Origin of the sequence: Kitasatospora sp. NPDC086009, from assembly GCF_044540385.1 — a bacterium.
Taxonomy (GTDB): domain Bacteria; phylum Actinomycetota; class Actinomycetes; order Streptomycetales; family Streptomycetaceae; genus Kitasatospora.
The window spans coordinates 132285-149938 of sequence record NZ_JBITSA010000017.1; the positions used below are offsets into that span (position 1 = coordinate 132285).

Here is a 17654-nt window from a genome sequence, read left to right on the forward strand (position 1 = left end):
CCGCTTCGCGTGCGGGGACCATGGTCGTGTTCACTCTGGGCTGCAAGGCTGTCCCCTCCCCTGTTTCGGTGTCGCACCCCGGCCTGCGGGCACCTCGTCGTACCCTCCGTGCGGCACCGGGTCACCGCCGCGCCACTCGTTCGCCACCTGGTTTCTGCCCCAGGACCTCCGATGTAACACGATCCTCCGTCGACCTCATCCCCGTACGCCAGTTCGGCAGATCTCGGTTCGGTGGAGATCTGCGCCGACGGACCGGTCCGGACACCGGGGGCGAAGCCTTCGACGGTGCGGGCCGGACGGCGGGCACCGAGGGTGAGCGGCTGGTCAGTGCGTGGACGCACCGGACGGGAGCCGCCCGACGAGCAGCTCCAGAGCGGCGGTCACCGCTCCGTGACGGATTGTGGCACGGTCCCCCGACAGTCGCGGCGAACTGACCCGACTTCCCCCCGGACCGGCCAGTGCGAGGTGTACCGTGCCCACCGGCTGTCCGTCCTGCGGATCCGGGCCGGCCACTCCGGTGGTCGCGAGCCCGTACGTGGCCCCCAGCAGCCGGCGCACGCCCTCGGCCATCTGCCGGGCCACCAGCGGGTGGACCGGCCCGTGCACGGCCAGCAGCCCCTCGTCGACGCCGAGCACCGAGGCCTTCAGCTCGGTCGCGTACGCGGTGACCGAGCCGCGGAAGGTCGCGGACGCCCCGGGGACGTCGACCAGCGCGGCCGCCAGCAGCCCGCCGGTGAGCGACTCGGCGACCGCCAGCGTGGCGCCCTCCCCGCGCAGCGCGGCGTGCGCCTCCAGCGCCGCCGCCCCGTAGTCAGCTCCGAAGTCGCCCGCTCCGGAGTTGCCCGCTCCGGAGTTGCCCGCTCCGGAGTTGCCCGCTCCGACGTTGTCCGCTCCGAACCCCACCCCGTCCGCCTCCCTCACCGGCCGGCGCGCTCCGCGGCCAGCCCCTCACGGCGCAGGCGCAGCGCCTGCCCGACGTAGTCCAGCGCCGTCCCGACGGTGAGCAGCACCGCGAGCGCCATCAGCACGGCCCGCGCGGTGGCCAGCCAGCCGGTCAGCTCCAGGACGTACATGCCCACCGCGATGCCCTGGGTGAGCGTCTTCAGCTTGCCGCCCCGGCTGGCCGGGATGACCCCGTACCGGATCACCCAGAACCGCATGACGGTGATGCCCAGCTCCCGGGCCAGGATGACGACGGTGACCCACCACGGCAGGTCGCCCAGCACCGAGAGGCCGATCAGCGCCGCGCCCATGATCGCCTTGTCGGCGATCGGGTCGGCGATCTTCCCGAAGTCGGTGACCAGGCCCTTGCGGCGGGCCAGCTCGCCGTCGAACAGGTCGGTGATCATCGCGACCGCGAACGAGGCCCAGGCCACCGCGCGCCACTTGGGGTCGTGGCCGCCGTCGGCGAAGAGCAGCGCCACGAAGACCGGCACCAGCAGCAGCCGGAGCATCGTGAGCATGTTCGCGATGTTCCAGATTCCCGGCGCCGGCGGGGCCGCGGCCGCCGGTCTGCCCGGGTGAGCCGCGGCCGGAGCGCCGGGCCCCTTGGTCATTCCCCGGCTCCCGGGGCCTGGCCGACCCGGACCTGCTCCAGCGCCTCGGCGATCAGGTCGACGCCCTCGCTGGCGACCACGCGGGCCCGGTAGAACCGGCCGACCTGCGGGTCGGCCACCCCGGTGAGCGTGGTGAGGCCGTCCGTCTCGGGGGCCTGGTGGGCGGCGCGGCCCTCGACCAGGTCGCCGTCGACCGACTCGATCAGCACCTCGACCTCGGTCCCGATCCGCTGCTCGGCCCGCTGGGCGGTCATCTCCTCGGCCAGCCTGGAGAGCCGGTTCAGCCGGTCCGCCACCACGTCCTCGGGCAGCTTGCCGTCGAAGGTCGCCGCCTCGGTGCCGTCCTCGTCCGAGTAGCCGAAGACGCCGATCGCGTCGAGGCCCGCGTGCGTGACGAACCGCTCCAGCTCGGCGAAGTCCTCCTCGGTCTCACCGGGGAAGCCGACGATGAAGTTGGAGCGGGCGCCGGCCTGCGGGGCCTTGCCGCGGATGGTCCCGAGCAGCTCCAGGAACTGGTCGGTGGAGCCGAACCGCCGCATCCGGCGCAGCACCGCGGGCGCCGAGTGCTGGAACGAGAGGTCGAAGTAGGGCACCACGTCGGCGGTGCCGGTCATCGCGTCGATCAGCCCCGGCCGCATCTCGGCGGGCTGCAGGTAGGAGACCCGGACGCGTTCGACGCCCTCGATCGCGGAGATCTCGCCGAGCAGCGTCTCCAGCAGCCGGATGTCGCCGAGGTCCTTGCCGTAGGAGGTGTTGTTCTCGCTGACCAGCACCACCTCGCGGACGCCCTGCGCGGCCAGCCACTGGGCCTCCTGCAGCACGTCGGAGGGGCGGCGCGAGATGAACGAGCCGCGGAAGGCCGGGATGGCGCAGAAGGAGCACCGGCGGTCGCAGCCCGAGGCGAGCTTCACCGAGGCGACCGGGTTGTCGTCCAGCCGCTTGCGCAGGGTGCGCGGGCCGGAGGCCGGGGCGAGGCCCTCGGGCAGGTCCTCGGGGGCGCCGTGGCCCGGCAGGGCGACCTCGGCGGCGGCGGCCTGGCGCTCGACCGGGCTCAGCGGCAGCAGCTTGCGGCGGTCGCGCGGCAGGTGCGGGGCGTGGTGGCCGCCGGACAGGATGGTCTGCAGGCGGTCGGAGATGTCGGAGTAGTCGTCGAAGCCGAGCACGCCGTCCGCCTCGGGAAGCGCGTCGGCCAGCTCCTTGCCGTACCGCTCGGCCATACAGCCGACCGCGACGACGGCCTGGGTGCGGCCGTGCCCCTTGAGGTCGTTGGCCTCCAGCAGGGCGTCGACGGAGTCCTTCTTGGCGGCCTCGACGAACCCGCAGGTGTTGACGACGGCCACGTCGGCGTCGGAGGCGTCGTCGACGAGCAGCCAGCCGTCGGCCTCCAGTCGCCCGGCGAGTTCCTCGGAGTCCACCTCGTTGCGGGCGCATCCGAGCGTGACAAGGGCGACAGTACGGCGTTCAGGCATAGGGCCAAGATTAACGCGCGGCCTCCGGTGCCGTTCGCCCCGGAGGCCGCGCGCCTCGGATTACCAGATCTTCACCGGGGCGCACGGCCCCTGCCATCAGCCCGCCTGCGGGTCGCCGGGGGTGTACGTGACGTGCACCACCTGGCCGTTCTTCCCGGCCGGACCGAGATCCTTGCCGTTGACGTACACATGCACGGCACCCGCGTTGCCGATCACCAGCTTGATCTGCTTCGGGTCGGTGAAGGTCTGGTCCTGACCTTCCTCGATGTTGTTCTGGAACAGGGACTTGCCGCTGCCGTCCAGCGCCGAGACCCAGCTGGTGTCCTTCTCGGCGACCAGCTTCACCGTGACCTTGTCGGCCGGGGCGGCCGCGATCGCCGCGGCGCTGGGCGCCGGGGCCGGCGGCTGGACGCTCGGTGAGGCGACGGGCGCGACCGAGCCGGTGCCGGACCCGCTGGGCAGCGGCGCGCTGGCCGAGCCGGTGGTCGAGCCGCCGGTCTTGCCGCTCACCAGGTTGAAGCCGATCAGGGCGACTACCGCGAAGATCGCGGCCACCATCGCGGCCGTCCAGTTCGGGCGGCCCCGGCCGGGCACCTTGATCGGCCCGCTGTCGATCAGCTGGGTGGGCCGCTTGCCGGCGGGGGCCCCGCCGTGCGCGGCGTCGTACCGGGCGACCAGTGCCTCGCCGTCCACGCCGACCGCCCGGGCGATCGCCCGGATGTGGCCCCGGGCGTAGAAATCGCCACCGCATCGGGCGAAGTCGTCCTCCTCGATGGCATGCACGATCGGCACCCGGACCCGGGTGGCGGTACTCACCTGATCGACCGTGAGTCGGGCGTCGATCCGGGCGACGGACAGCACCCGGCCGATGCTCGGGGCATCGGCCGCGTGGTCCGGCTCGCCGGACAGCTCGGCGGAGGACGGAGCGTTCTCGCGATCGGGGGACTTGCCGATGGTCACGGTGCACGCCTTTCGAGCGGATGGCCACCTGCTGGAGAACAGTCTAGGGGCGGAGGAGGATCGTTTCTCAAGCGGAGCAGGACCGAATGCGCACGCCCATCCGGGCACGGTTCCGATCGTCCACTGACCGACGGTCAGGACGGGGGCCGACGAACCCGGAGGCCGCTCTTGCGCCCTGTGACGCGGTGCACGTTCGATCGGTTCCGCGCACCGCGCCTACCCTCCTCCGAACGAGTGAACACCCGCAAGGGCACGCACCGTCCGGGGCGGCCGGTCAGCCCCGGATGGCGATGAGCACGCCGTCCAGCTCGTCCGGTTTCACCAGGACGTCGCGGGCCTTGGAGCCCTCGCTCGGGCCGACGATCCCGCGCGACTCCATCAGGTCCATCAGCCGGCCCGCCTTGGCGAAACCGACCCGCAGCTTGCGCTGGAGCATCGAGGTGGAGCCGAACTGGGTGGAGACGACCAGCTCGGCGGCCTGGATCAGCAGGTCCAGATCGTCGCCGATCTCCTCGTCGATCTCCTTCTTCGGCCCGCCGCCGACCGTCACGTCGTCCCGGTAGACCGCCGTCAGCTGATCCTTGCAGTGCTGGACGACGGCGGCGATCTCGGCCTCGGTGACGAACGCGCCCTGCATCCGGACGGGCTTGCTCGCGCCCATCGGGAGGAAGAGCGCGTCGCCCTTGCCGATCAGCTTCTCCGCGCCGGGCTGGTCGAGGATGACCCGGGAGTCGGCCATCGCCGAGGTGGCGAAGGCCAGCCGGGACGGCACGTTGGCCTTGATCAGACCGGTGACCACGTCCACCGAGGGCCGCTGGGTGGCCAGCACCAGGTGGATGCCGGCCGCGCGGGCCAGCTGGGTGATCCGGACCACCGAGTCCTCGACGTCGCGCGGGGCGACCATCATCAGGTCGGCCAGCTCGTCGACGATCACCAGCAGGTACGGGTACGGGGTCAGCTCGCGCTCGCTGCCCAGCGGGGCGGTCACCTTGCCGGCCTTCACCGCCGCGTTGAAGTCGTCGACGTGCCGGAAGCCGAACGCGGCCAGGTCGTCGTAGCGCAGGTCCATCTCGCGCACCACCCACTGGAGGGCCTCGGCGGCCTTCTTGGGGTTGGTGATGATCGGCGTGATCAGGTGCGGGATGCCCTCGTACGCGGTCAGCTCGACCCGCTTGGGGTCGACCAGCACCATCCGGACCTCGTCCGGGGTGGCCCGCGCCAGGATCGAGGTGATCAGGCAGTTGATGCAGGACGACTTGCCGGCGCCGGTCGCGCCGGCCACCAGGATGTGCGGCATCTTGGCGAGGTTGGCCATCACGGTGTGGCCCTCGACGTCCTTGCCCATCCCGACCACCATCGGGTGGGTGTCCTCGGCGGCTGTGCGCGAGCGCAGCAGGTCCCCGAGGTTGACCATCTCGCGGTCCCGGTTGGGGATCTCGATGCCGACCGCGGACTTCCCCGGGATCGGGCTGATGATCCGCACGTCCGGGCTGGCCACCGCGTACGCGATGTTCTTGGCGAGCGCGGTGATCCGCTCCACCTTGACGGCCGGGCCCAGCTCGACCTCGTAGCGGGTGACCGTCGGCCCCCGGGTGAAGCCGGTGACCTTGGCGTCCACCTTGAACTCGCCGAAGGTCCCGGTGAGCTGGGCCACCACCTCGTCGTTGAGGGCGCTGCGGGCCTTCGCCGGGCCGCCGCGCTCCAACAGGTCGAGCGGGGGGAGCGCGTAGGTGACGTCGCCGGAGAGCTGGAGCTGCTCCATCCGCACCGGGGCCGGGCCGTGCTCCTCGGGGGCCGCCTGGCCGCCGCTGCGGGCGGGCGGCACGGCGGCCTCCTCCGGCGGGGCGGTGCGGTCCTGCACCTGGTGCATCATGTCCGCCACCGCCGAGGAGGCGGGCACCCCGTAGACCAGCGCGCCGTCCAGGTCCGCGGCGGCCCCGGCGGCGAGGTCGCGGGTGGCGTACGGGTCCACCGGGTCCTCGCCGAACGGGTCCTTCGCGAGCAGGTCGGGGACGCCGGAGGTGAGCTCCGGGTCGTCCAGCTGCTTGCGGCGGCGCCGGCGACGGCGGGCACCGACCTCGTCCGGCGGAGCGAGACCGTCGATCTCGACGCGGTACGGCAGCGCCGAGGGGTCCGCGTCCTCCGGCGGCTCGGTGGAGAACTCGCGCTCCGGCGCACGCCCCTCGGCGAAGGCGTCCTGCGGGCCGGGCTCGACCACGCCGAGCCGCACCCCGGCGGCGCGCAGCCGTTCGGGGATCCGGTTGACCGGGGTGGCGGTGGTCACCAGCAGGCCGAAGAAGGCCAGCAGCAGGAGCAGCGGCACCGCGAGCGGCGGCCCGGCGGCGGCCATCATCGGGGTGGAGACGGCCCAGCCGACGATCCCGCCCGCCGCCCTTATCCGGGTCGCACCGCTGCCCATCATGGGCGCGCCGCAGCCGATGTGGACCAGTCCGAGCACGCCGACCACCAGGGCGCTCAGACCGATCATGATCCGCCCGTTGGCCTCCGGCAGCTCCGGGTGACGCATCAGCCGGACCGCGACCAGGGCCAGCAGGAACGGCACCAGCACGTCCAGCCGGCCGAAGAGCCCGGAGACCACGTTGGTGGCCGCCTCGCCGAGCCAGCCCTGCGGGCTGAACCAGGTGCCGGCGGCGGTGACCAGCGCGAGCGCGAACAGCAGCAGGCCCACGCCGTCCTTGCGGTGCGCCGGATCGAGGTTCTTGGCGCCGTCGCCGAAGCCGCGGAAGACCGCGCCGACGCTGTGCGCCAGGCCGAGCCAGACGGCCCGGACGGCCCGGAAGAGTATCGGCCTCGGTGCCGGCGGGGCGGGCGGCGCGGGCTTGGCCGCCGCCTTCTTCGCCGGGGCGGCCTTCTTGGCGGCCGCCTTCTTCGCGACCGGCTTGGCCGGAGCCTTCGCCGCGGCCTTCTTGGACGGTCCCGGACTCGGGTTGCGTGCCGCGCTTCCGGGCGTACGTGTGGCCATGGCTCAGCAGCCTACCGGGGCCGACCAGCTGTGCCCACGTGCCGAGCCGGGGCGCCCCGCCGTGTCGCAGACACACCGTCACACCGCCCCGGTTTCACCCGGACGGGTGCGCGCGGGCGGCCGCTACTCCACCCCGGGACGCAACGCGTCCAGGGCCCGCCGCAGACCCGCCAGCTTGCGCTCCAGATGCGCCGCGGTGGCGGCGACCCCGCCGTCCTCGGTGCCGTCCAGCTGCTTGACGAGCGCCTCGGCCTGCTCCTCCACCGACGCCAGCCGCGCCGACAGCTCGCCGAGCAGCGCACCGCCGAGGGCAGGCTGCTCGCCGCCCGCCTCCAGTTGCAGGCGCAGCAGCGCCGCCTGCTCCTTGAGCTGGCAGTTCTTCATGTAGAGGTCGACGAAGACCGAGACCTTGGCGCGCAGCACCCACGGGTCGAAGGGCTTGGAGATGTAGTCCACCGCGCCCGCCGCGTAGCCGCGGAAGGTGTGGTGAGGCCCGTGGTTGAGCGCGGTCAGGAAGATGATCGGGATGTCCCGGGTGCGCTCGCGCCGCTTGATGTGGGCGGCCGTCTCGAAGCCGTCCATCCCGGGCATCTGGACGTCCAGCAGGATCACCGCGAAATCGTCGGTGAGCAGCGCCTTGAGCGCCTCCTCGCCGGAGGCCGCCCGTACCAGCGTCTGGTCCAGCGCCGAGAGGATCGCCTCCAGCGCCAGCAGGTTCTCCGGCCGGTCGTCGACCAGGAGGATCTTCGCCTTCTGCATTACGGCCCGCCCTCCTGTCGCCTGCCTGCCTGGGGAAGGCACTCGCACACTGCCCACCACTACCCCGGTCATGCTAGCCGCACCCCCTCGCCCGGCACACCGCCCCGTCGCAACCTGGTCCGGGGCAACGCGCACCCAGTGCCCCGGCGCACGCTCACCAGCGAGTCGCCATCCGGTCACTGTTCGCAACGATCGGTGACCCTACCGGGTTCCCGGCCCTCCCCGCCAGCAAAGCACGCCCCGAAAGGCGCGAACCCCGGAGCGGGCTCCGGGGTTCGCGCCCCCACGACCCGGTGGGGTACCGGGCGGCGGGGGCGGGCCCGGCCGCGGAGGGCCGGGTCAGGACTTCCGCGCCGACAGCCACTCGTGCATCACGGTGAGGAGGTGGTCGGTCTCCACCGGCTTGGTGATGTGGTCGGTGGCACCGGCCTCCAGGGACTTCTCCCGGTCGCCCTTCATCGCCTTGGCGGTCAGCGCGATGATCGGCAGCCCGGCGAACTGCGGCATCCGGCGGATCGCCTCGGTCGTCGCGTAGCCGTCCATCTCCGGCATCATGATGTCCATCAGGACCAGCGCGACGTTCTCGTGCTGCTCCAGCATCTCGATGCCCTCACGGCCGTTCTCGGCGTACAGCACGGTCAGCCCGTGCTGCTCCAGGACGCTGGTGAGCGCGAAGACGTTGCGGACGTCGTCGTCCACGATCAGCACCTGCTGACCGTCGAAGCGGGTGTCCACCCGGGACGGCTGGTGGGCCGCCGGGCCGCCGGACGGCAGCCGGCCCTCGATCGGTGCCTCCAGGGCCGCACGACGGCGCTCCACGGCGCCGCGGCGGCGCTCCTCCGCGAGTTCGCGGACCTCCTGGGCCCAGTGGTCCGCCGGGTTCTCGCCGACCGGGACGGGCGTGCCCGCCGGGGTGACGCCGACCGCGGCGCGGATCGTCGGGGCGTTCGGCGCGGACGGCGGCGCGACCTCCCCGCCGTCGGTGCGCAGCGGCAGGTAGAGGGTGAACGTCGAGCCCGCGCCCAGCTCGCTCTCGGCGTGGATCTCGCCGCCGAGCAGCCGGGCGATCTCCCGGCTGATCGAGAGCCCGAGACCGGTGCCGCCGTACTTGCGGCTGGTGGTGCCGTCGGCCTGCTTGAACGCCTCGAAGATCTCCCGCAGCTTGTTCTCCGGGATGCCGATGCCCGTGTCGGAGACCGAGAAGGCGATCAGCGGGTCGTCCGGGCCCTTGATCGCGCCGGCCTCCAGCAGCCGCTCGCGGACGTGCTGCGGGACGTCGGGACCGGCCGGGCTGATCGAGAAGTCCACCGCCCCGGAGTCGGTGAACTTGACCGCGTTGGAGATCAGGTTCCGCAGCACCTGCTGGAGCCGCTGCTCGTCGGTGTGCAGGGTGACCGGCAGCGCCGAGGAGACCCGGACGGCGAAGTCCAGGTTCTTGTCCAGCGCGACCGGCTGGAAGGTGGCCTCCACGTAGTCGACCAGCTGCACCAGGGCGATCCGGGACGGGCGGACGTCCATCTTGCCCGCCTCGACCTTGGAGAGGTCCAGGATGTCGTTGATCAGCTGGAGCAGGTCCGACCCGGCGCCGTGGATGGTGTCGGCGAATTCGACCTGCTTGGGCGAGAGGTTGCCCTCGTTGTTGTCGGAGAGCAGCTTGGCCAGGATGAGCAGCGAGTTGAGCGGGGTCCGCAGCTCGTGCGACATGTTGGCGAGGAACTCGCTCTTGTAGCGGGAGGCCAGGGCGAGTTGCTCGGCGCGCTCCTCCAGGACCTGCCGGGCCTCTTCGATCTCGCTGTTCTTGATCTCGATGTCGCGGTTCTGCTGGGCGAGTTGCTCGGCCTTCTCCTGCAACTCCTCGTTGGTCCGCTCCAGTTCCTCCTGGCGCGCCTCCAACTCGGCCGATCGCATCGAGAGTTCGGCGGTGAGCCGCTGGGACTCCAGCAGCAGGCCCTCGGTCTTGGTGTTGACGCTGATGGTGTTGACCGTGACGCCGATCAGATCGGCGATCTGGTTGAGGAAGTCCAGCGCGACGGTGGTGAAGGAGCTGAAGGTGGCCAGCTCGATCACGCCCAGCAGGCGGCCCTCGAACAGCACCGGCAGCACCACGATGTGGGCCGGCGAGGCCTCCCCGAGGCCCGAGGCGATCTTCAGGTACCCGGGCGGGGCCTCCTTGAGGATGATCGAGCGCTTCTCCACCGCCGCCTGGCCGATCAGCGACTCGCCGGGCCGGAAGGTCGTCGGCATCGCCCGCCGCTGGTAGCCGTAGCTGCCGATCAGCCGCAGCACGGTGTCGTTCTCGTCGTCGTCCTCGGTGATCAGCTCGGCGGTCCGGCCGGCCGGCTGGGCCAGGAAGAACGCGCCGTGCTGGGCCGAGACCACCGGGGTCAGCTCGGTCATGATCAGCGAAGCGACCGCCTCCAGGTCCCGACGGCCCTGCAACAGGCCGGAGATCCGGGCCAGGTTGGTCTTCAGCCAGTCCTGTTCCTGGTTGGTGCGCGTGGTCTCGCGCAGGTTGGCGATCATCTGGTTGATGTTGTCCTTGAGCTCGTCGAGCTCACCGGACGCGTCCACGTCGATCCGCAGCGAGAGGTCGCCCCTGGTCACCGCAGTGGCGACCTGGGCGATCGCGCGCACCTGCCGGGTCAGGTTGTTGGCCAGCTCGTTCACCGACTCGGTGAGGTCCTGCCAGGTGCCGTCCACACCGGGGACGCGGGCCTGCCCGCCGAGCCGCCCGTCGGTGCCCACCTCGCGGGCCACCCGGGTCACCTCGTCGGCGAACGCCGAGAGCTGGTCGACCATGGTGTTGATGCTGGTCTTGAGCTGCAGGATCTCGCCGCGCGCATCGACGTCGATCTTCTGCGAGAGGTCGCCGCGGGCCACCGCCGTGATCACCAGGGCGATGTTGCGGACCTGCCCGGTGAGGTTGTTGGCCATCAGGTTGACGTTGTCGGTCAGGTCCTTCCAGATCCCGGCCACGCCCGGCACCCCGGCCTGGCCGCCCAGGATGCCGTCGGTGCCGACCTCGCGGGCCACCCGGGTCACCTCCACCGCGAAGGCGGAGAGCTGGTCGACCATCGTGTTCAGGGTGCCGGCCAGTGCGGCGACCTCGCCCTGCGCCTCGATGTCGATCTTCTTGGAGAGGTCACCGCGGGCCACCGCGGTGGCGACCTCGGCGATGTTGCGCACCTGGCTGGTCAGATTGGACGCCATGAAGTTGACGTTGTCGGTCAGGTCCTTCCAGATGCCCGACACCCCGCGGACCCGGGCCTGGCCTCCCAGGATCCCCTCGGTACCCACCTCGCGGGCCACCCGGGTCACCTCGTCGGCGAACGCCGAGAGCTGGTCGACCATCGTGTTGACGGTGGTGACCAGCTCCAGGATCTCGCCGCGGGCGTCGACGGTGATCTTCTTGGAGACGTCGCCGCGCGCGACCGCCGTGGTGACCTCCGCGATGTTGCGGACCTGGCTGGTCAGGTTGTTGGCCATCAGGTTGACGCTGTTGGTCAGGTCCTTCCAGGTGCCGGAGACCCCCGGCACGCTCGCCTGACCGCCGAGGATGCCCTCGGTACCGACGTCCCGGGCGACTCTGGTCACCTCGTCGGCGAAGGCGCCCAGCTGGTCCACCATCGTGTTGATGGTGTTCTTCAGCTCCAGGATCTCGCCCCGCGCGTCCACCTGGATCTTCTGCGACAGGTCGCCCTTGGCCACCGCCGTCGTCACCTGCGCGATGTTGCGCACCTGATCGGTGAGGTTGTTCGCCATGAAGTTGACGTTGTCGGTGAGGTCCCGCCAGACCCCGGCGGCGCCCGGCACCTGCGCCTGACCGCCCAGGCGGCCCTCGGTACCGACCTGGCGGGCCACCCGGGTCACCTGCTCGGCGAAGCCGGAGAGCTGGTCCACCATCGTGTTGATGGTGTTCTTCAGCTCCAGGATCTCGCCCCGCGCGTCCACCTCGATCTTCTGCGAGAGGTCCCCGCGCGCGACCGCCGTCGTCACCTGCGCGATGTTGCGCACCTGGCCGGTCAGGTTGTCGGCCATGAAGTTCACCGAGTCGGTGAGGTCCCGCCACACCCCCGCGACGCCCGGGACCTGCGCCTGGCCGCCCAGACGGCCCTCCGTGCCCACGTCCCGGGCCACCCTGGTGACCTGCGCCGCGAAGCCGTTCAGCTGGTCCACCATGGTGTTCACGGTGTTCTTCAGCTCGAGCATCTCGCCGGCCACCTCGACCGTGACCTTGCGCGAGAGGTCGCCCTTGGCCACCGCCGTGGTCACCTGGGCGATGTTGCGCACCTGCGCGGTCAGCCGGCCGGCCATCGTGTTGACCGAGTCCGCGAGGTCCTTCCAACTGCCCGAGACGCTGCGCACCTTGGCCTGGCCGCCCAGCTTGCCCTCGGTACCGACCTCGATGGCCACCCGGGTCACCTCGTCGGTGAACTCCGACAGCTGGTCCACCAGCCCGTTGACCGTCCGGCCGATCTTCAGGTACTCGCCGCGCAGCGGGTGGCTCACCCCGTTGCTGTGCAGCGAGCGCAGCTCCATCTTCTGGTCCAGGTCGCCCTCGGCGATCGAGGCCAGCACCCGGCCCACCTCGGCCATCGGCCGGGCCAGGTCGTCGATCAGCGCGTTGCAGTTGTCGACGGCCGCCATCCAGGCGCCCTCGCCCGCACCCGTCTCCAGCCGCTCGTTCAGCCGGCCCTCACGGCCCACCGCGCGCCGGACCCTGGCCAGCTCACCGGTCAGGTGCTGGTTCCGCTCGGCGACCTCGTTGAACACGGCGGCGATCTCGGCCAGCGGACCGTCGCCGGGCACGGTCAGCCGCCGCCGGAAGTTGCCGTCGCGCATCGCGGTCAGCGCGGCCAGCAGCTTGCGCAGCTCCGCCGGCTCGGCTCCGCGGCTGTGGTTCGCTCGCCGGCCGGCCGCGCTCCGCGGCGCGGCCCCGGGCCGCACACCGCGCTGGGCAGGCGGCGTCGTACCGGTTGCGTCCTTGGTGGCCGAACTCAACGGGCCCCTCCCAGATCGTGAACTGTCCGGTGATCCCCCGTGCCCCGTTTTCGGGGCGCGAAGCCACACCGGTCGGCGCTACAGCGTCCCGGTGACCTCGCGGACCACCGGAACCCGCATCGACCGTACTGCTCCCACGGGCGTCACGGACCCCCCAGTCTGGCAGCACCGGCGCCGGGTATACGGCCGGTTGCGCTCGGTTGGTACCGCCCCGACCGAAACAGGTGGGCAGAATCACCCTCAGGTGCCTGTTTCGGCGCCCCGCCCCCACGGGGAACCAACCGGAAAGTAGGGTGGGGCGCTGCACCGGGCCACGACCCGCCCCAGCGCCGCCGCTCACCCCGCCGGCGCCCACGGGGAGGTCGCCACCGCACCCGGGCAGCCAGGCCAGAGCAGAGGAGAAGTGGCAACGTGGTCACCGCGCGCGCAGCCGCCACCTTCGAACCGGTCGGCCGGTCGGCCTCGGCCGCCCGCTCGTTCGTCCGGGACGCGCTGCTGGGCTGGGGCCTGCCCGAGATCGTCGACGACGCCGTGGTCCTGGTCAGCGAACTCGTCACCAACGCCGTGGTGCACGCCGGCACCGCCGCCGAGGTCTGCTGCCTGCGCGAGGAGGAGACCGTCCGGATCGAGGTCACCGACCACCACCCCGAGCGCGGTCTGCCGTCCTTCGCCGACGTCCCCGTCACCGCCTCCGAGCGCTACGCCGACCCCGACGGCGAAGGCGGCCGCGGCCTGTTGATGTGCTCCGCCCTCGCCGAACGCTGGGGCGTCGAGTACTCCGCCGGCCGCAAGACCGTCTGGTTCCGGCTCGCCCTGCCCGCCCACATCACCGGCACCCGCTACGCCGTCCCCGCCACCCCGGGCAGCGAACTGCCCAGCAGCGCCGGACCGGTCCACGTCGCCGTCGTCCAGCTCGACGACGACGGCCGCGTGCTCGCCTGGAACCCGGACGCCGAGGCGCTCTTCCAGCACCCCGCCGACACCGTGCTCGGCCGCCCCTGGGCCGACCTCACCGTCTGGCCCCAGGGCCCCGGCAGCGGGCTCGGGCTGGCCGCGACGCTGCGGCTGGCCCGCTGGGAGGGCAGCTACGGCCTGCGCCACGCCGACGGCCGGACCGTCGAGGTCTACGGCCTGCAGGTCCGCATCCGCGACACCGAGGGCGTCCCGTCCACGCTCTGCCTGCTCGTCCTCGAACCCGACCGCGCGGTACTCCGCTCGCCCGCCCGGGCGCTGCCCGGCGACAAGCCCGACCCGACCGGCTCCCGGCTGGACCTGCTCGCCGGTCCCACCGCCACCGACGACCTGGACACCCTGCTCCAGCGCACCGTCGAACGCGCCCGCGACCTGCTCGACGGCGACGCCGCCTACCTGCTGCTCACCACCGACGACGAGACCGAGTTCGAGGTCCGGGCCGCCACCGGCCTCACCTCCGGCCACCGCCGCCACACCCGCTTCCCGGTCGGCACCGGCAACCGCTACGACTCCGCCCGCCTGCCGTCCGTCCACGAGGACCTCGCCACCCGGCCGACCGGTCTGCCGGTGCTCAGCGACAGTGGCATGCGCTCGCTGCTCACCGTCCCGCTCAAGGTCGAGGGCCGGCTGATCGGCTCGCTGGGCATCGCCGCCGCCGCGCCCGGCCGCTACGACAACGAGGACGCGCTGCGCCTGCAATTCGCCGCCGACCGGGTCGCCCTGGCCATCGAGAGCACCCGGCTCACCGAGCTCGAACGGCTGCGCCGCGGCTCGCTCTCCTTCCTGGTCGAGGCCTCCGACCTGCTGGCCGGCACCCTGGAGCACGAGCAGACGCTCGCCCTGATGGCGCAGATGGCCGTCCCCACCCTCGCCTCCTGGTGCGCCGTGTACACCAACGGCGCCCCGGCCTCCCTCGCCTTCGTGCTGCACGAGGACGAGGACCGCATCGACCCGCTGCGCGCCCTGCTCGACAAGACGCCCGCCCCGGACTCCGGACCCACTCACGGCGCCCGCTTCTGGGCGGCGCCGGCCGAGACCGCGCGGACCGGCGGGCTTTCCGCGAACCCCGAACTCTCCGGCCTGCTCGGTGAGACGGTGGTCCTGCCGCTGGCCGCCCGCAACCGGGTCATCGGCCTGCTCGTGCTCGGCGTCCCGGCCGGCGTCCGGTTCCGCCAGGAGATCCTGGAACTCGCCGAGGACCTCTCCCGGCGGGCCGCCCTCGCGCTCGACAACTCCCGCCTCTACTCCGAGCGCACCGCCACCAGCCAGGCGCTGCAGCGCAGTCTGCTCCCCCCGGACCTGCCGGAGATCCCGGGCGTCGAGGTGGACGTGTACTACCAGGCCGCCGGCGAGGGCAACGAGGTCGGCGGCGACTTCTACGACCTCTTCACCATCCGCGAGGGCACCTACGGCTTCGCCATCGGCGACGTCTGCGGCACCGGTCCCGAGGCCGCCTCCGTCACCGGCCTGGCCCGGCACTCGCTGCGGCTGCTCGCCCGCGAGGGACTGGACGCCCCACAGGTCCTCAGCAGGCTCAACGCGGCCATCCTGGACGAGGGTTCACGCAGCCGCTTCCTCACCCTGCTCTACGGCGAGCTCACGCCCCGACCGGACGGCAGCACCGAGCTGTCCATGGTCTGCGCCGGCCACCCGCTGCCGCTGCGGCTGCGCACCGACGGCCAGGTCGACCGGGCCGCCACCCCGCAGCCGCTGCTCGGTGTGATGGAGGAACTCGACCTGACCGCTGAGCACTTGGTGCTCTCCCCCGGCGAGGTCCTGCTCTGCGTCACCGACGGCGTGACCGAACGCCGCGAGGGGTCGCGGATGCTGGGCGACGACGGCCTGGCCGAGGTGCTCACCGGCTGTACCGGGCTGACGGCCGGTGCGGTAGCCCTGCGCGTGCAGCGGGCGGTCGAACGCTTCGCGCCGGAGCCGCCGTCCGACGACATGGCGATCCTCACCCTGCGCGTCCCCACCCAGCGCCCGGGCTGACCGAGTCTGCTCACCCGGGGTCCAACCATGAGCGTTCCACAGCTGACGACGCCACAAATTGTGTGATTCACAAGGGTACAAGCTGGTCCGGCCGGGTACACCGATCTCACCGGGGAATCCCCCGGCGGGGACACGACCAGCAGTTCTTCACGCTGGCCCATCATTCTGACCGCAGCCGTCGCACCCTCCTGTGGTGCGCCCTCGGCGCGGTCGCGCGCATCCACCTCATCGAACATCCTCCTGCGGTTCACAGCGCCCTGCGCGCGCCCAGAGTGAAAGGAGCCTCCGGTGAGCAACGAAGCTACCGGGGCACTGAACGCCCGCTCCACCGGAGCCGACGCGGGGAACCTCGGTTACCTCGCCCTCGGCCTGACCCTCCTCGCCTACGGCCTCCTCTCCACTGGCATCTTCAGTGGCACCGGGGTCGGGGACTCCGCCCGTCTCGCCCACCTCCTCGGCGGCCTCACCCTGTTCATCGCCGGCCTCTGGCAGCTCCGGGCCGGCGAGGGCTTCACCGGCACGGCCTTCACCAGCCTGGGCGCCTTCTGGGCCACCTGGTCGGCCGCCGGCGGGGCCGGCAAGAACGCAGCTGGCCTGTTCCTGCTGCTCTGGGCCCTGCTCGTGCTCACCCTCACCGCCGCGAGCTGGAAGGCCGGCTGGTTCAGCCGCGCGGTGTACGGCCTGCTGACCGTCTCCCTGGTGCTCTCCGCCATCGCGACCTTCGCCACCTCCGGCGGGCTCGCCAAGTTCGCCGGCTGGGTCGCCGCGGCCTCCGGGCTGGTCGCCTGGTACTGGGCCACCGCGGCCATGACCAACAGCGCGTGGGGCCGGGTGGCACTGCCGGTCAAGTAACACCCGACACGCGAACGCCGGTGGGCCGGACCTCCCTTCCGGGGAGGTCCGGCCCACCGGCCCGTGCTGCTCACGCCCCGGTCAGCTCCCGGTGGTGACGTGCTCCCCGGCCTGGGCTCCGGCCACCGCGGCGTCCGGACCGGGCGACGCCCGGCGGGCCCGCCGGCGGCCGCAGGCCGCCTGGACCGCGTACGCGAAGAGCAGGATCACCACGGCCACCAGGCCGTCCGCCCAGAAGTGGTTGGCCGTGACCACCACCACCGCGACGGTCAGCACCGGGTGCAGGACCACCAGCCAGCGCAGCGGGCTCGACGACACCCTGATCACCGCGACCGCCGCCAGCACGCACCAGGCCACGTGCACCGACGGCATCGCCGACAGCTGGGCGACCTTGACCATCCCGCCGACCGCGCCGCCGTACACCGACTGCCCGTACTCGGCCGCGACGTCGACGAACCCCTCCTGCGGCAGCATCCGGGGCGGCGCCACCGGGATGAACTGCACCGCCAGGCAGATCGCCGTCGTGATCACGACCGTGTTCCGCACCCACGGGTAGCGGGCCCGGTGCCGCACGAAGACCCAGAGCAGCACCGCGATCATCACGGTGAAGTGCATCGACGCGTAGTAGTAGTTCGCCGCCTTCACCACGGCCGGACACGAGGTCACGGCCGCCTGCCAGGAAGCCTCGTCCGGCAGGCCGATCGCCAGCTCCGTCCGGTGGATCCAGCTCGCCCGGTCCAGCGCGTGCTCGGCGCTCATCAGCGAGAGGTGCCCCACCAGCTGCCAGAGCGCGAACAGCGCCAGCAAGGTGCCGGCCTCCCGCAGCAGCGCCGACAGCGGTGCGCGCCGCACCCGGGCGGCCGCGTACGCGCCTCCGTAGAGAGCGACCGCGGCGCCCCCGGCGGACTGCCAGGTAAGAGTCAGGTTCTGCAACGGTTCGCGCCTCTCCACCGAGCGGGTTGTGCTGGGGAGACGTTAACGCAAAAAGACCCCCTCCCGAACGGGAGGGGGTCTTTTTGGAATGATTGTTCGGCGGCGTCCTACTCTCCCACAGGGTCCCCCCTGCAGTACCATCGGCGCTGTGAGGCTTAGCTTCCGGGTTCGGAATGT

The 17654-nt window shown here is 72.1% G+C and carries 10 protein-coding genes and 1 rRNA gene; 2 read left to right on the top strand and 9 right to left on the bottom strand.

Features of this window, described 5'->3' with window-relative positions; translation table 11 throughout:
* Window positions 1-324: 324 nt before the first annotated feature.
* From ACIF6L_RS31320 to ACIF6L_RS31350, 7 genes are all read right to left on the bottom strand, one after another.
* Window positions 325-795, bottom strand: coding sequence for a CinA family protein (locus ACIF6L_RS31320; protein WP_396490851.1), 471 nt, complete (start codon window positions 793-795; stop codon window positions 325-327).
* Window positions 796-917: 122 nt separating this feature from the next.
* Window positions 918-1556 (bottom strand): CDP-diacylglycerol--glycerol-3-phosphate 3-phosphatidyltransferase, encoded by a 639-nt coding sequence (pgsA, locus tag ACIF6L_RS31325; RefSeq protein ID WP_396490804.1) that lies wholly within the window; start codon window positions 1554-1556, stop codon window positions 918-920.
* Complete coding sequence (gene rimO, locus ACIF6L_RS31330; protein WP_329489807.1) at window positions 1553-3025, bottom strand: 30S ribosomal protein S12 methylthiotransferase RimO; 1473 nt, start codon at window positions 3023-3025, stop codon at window positions 1553-1555. The genes pgsA and rimO overlap by 4 nt, the downstream gene beginning before the upstream one ends.
* Window positions 3026-3121: 96 nt before the next feature.
* The gene (locus ACIF6L_RS31335; RefSeq protein ID WP_396490803.1) at window positions 3122-3985 is read right to left on the bottom strand and encodes a helix-turn-helix domain-containing protein; all 864 of its coding nucleotides are present in this window, start codon (window positions 3983-3985) and stop codon (window positions 3122-3124) included.
* Window positions 3986-4259: 274 nt separating this feature from the next.
* The gene (locus ACIF6L_RS31340) at window positions 4260-6968 is read right to left on the bottom strand and encodes a DNA translocase FtsK (RefSeq protein ID WP_396490802.1); all 2709 of its coding nucleotides are present in this window, start codon (window positions 6966-6968) and stop codon (window positions 4260-4262) included.
* Window positions 6969-7091: 123 nt separating this feature from the next.
* Window positions 7092-7727: a response regulator gene (locus ACIF6L_RS31345; RefSeq protein ID WP_329489804.1), complete on the bottom strand. Its 636-nt coding sequence runs from the start codon at window positions 7725-7727 to the stop codon at window positions 7092-7094.
* A gap of 339 nt (window positions 7728-8066) precedes the next feature.
* Window positions 8067-12569 (bottom strand): HAMP domain-containing protein, encoded by a 4503-nt coding sequence (locus ACIF6L_RS31350; protein ID WP_380393232.1) that lies wholly within the window; start codon window positions 12567-12569, stop codon window positions 8067-8069.
* Between the two features lie 570 nt (window positions 12570-13139).
* On the opposite strand from ACIF6L_RS31350, the gene ACIF6L_RS31355 reads away from it, so the two are divergent.
* The gene (locus tag ACIF6L_RS31355) at window positions 13140-15692 is read left to right on the top strand and encodes a SpoIIE family protein phosphatase (RefSeq protein WP_396490801.1); all 2553 of its coding nucleotides are present in this window, start codon (window positions 13140-13142) and stop codon (window positions 15690-15692) included.
* Window positions 15693-15980: 288 nt separating this feature from the next.
* Window positions 15981-16544, top strand: a complete 564-nt coding sequence (locus ACIF6L_RS31360; protein ID WP_396490800.1) for an acetate uptake transporter — start codon at window positions 15981-15983, stop codon at window positions 16542-16544.
* A gap of 81 nt (window positions 16545-16625) precedes the next feature.
* Here the strand turns inward: ACIF6L_RS31360 and ACIF6L_RS31365 are convergent, their stop codons facing one another.
* Both ACIF6L_RS31365 and rrf read right to left on the bottom strand, forming a co-directional pair.
* The gene (locus tag ACIF6L_RS31365) at window positions 16626-17477 is read right to left on the bottom strand and encodes a phosphatase PAP2 family protein (RefSeq protein ID WP_396492615.1); all 852 of its coding nucleotides are present in this window, start codon (window positions 17475-17477) and stop codon (window positions 16626-16628) included.
* 94 nt (window positions 17478-17571) lie between these two features.
* Window positions 17572-17654, bottom strand: a 5S ribosomal RNA gene (gene rrf / locus ACIF6L_RS31370); the annotation flags it as partial.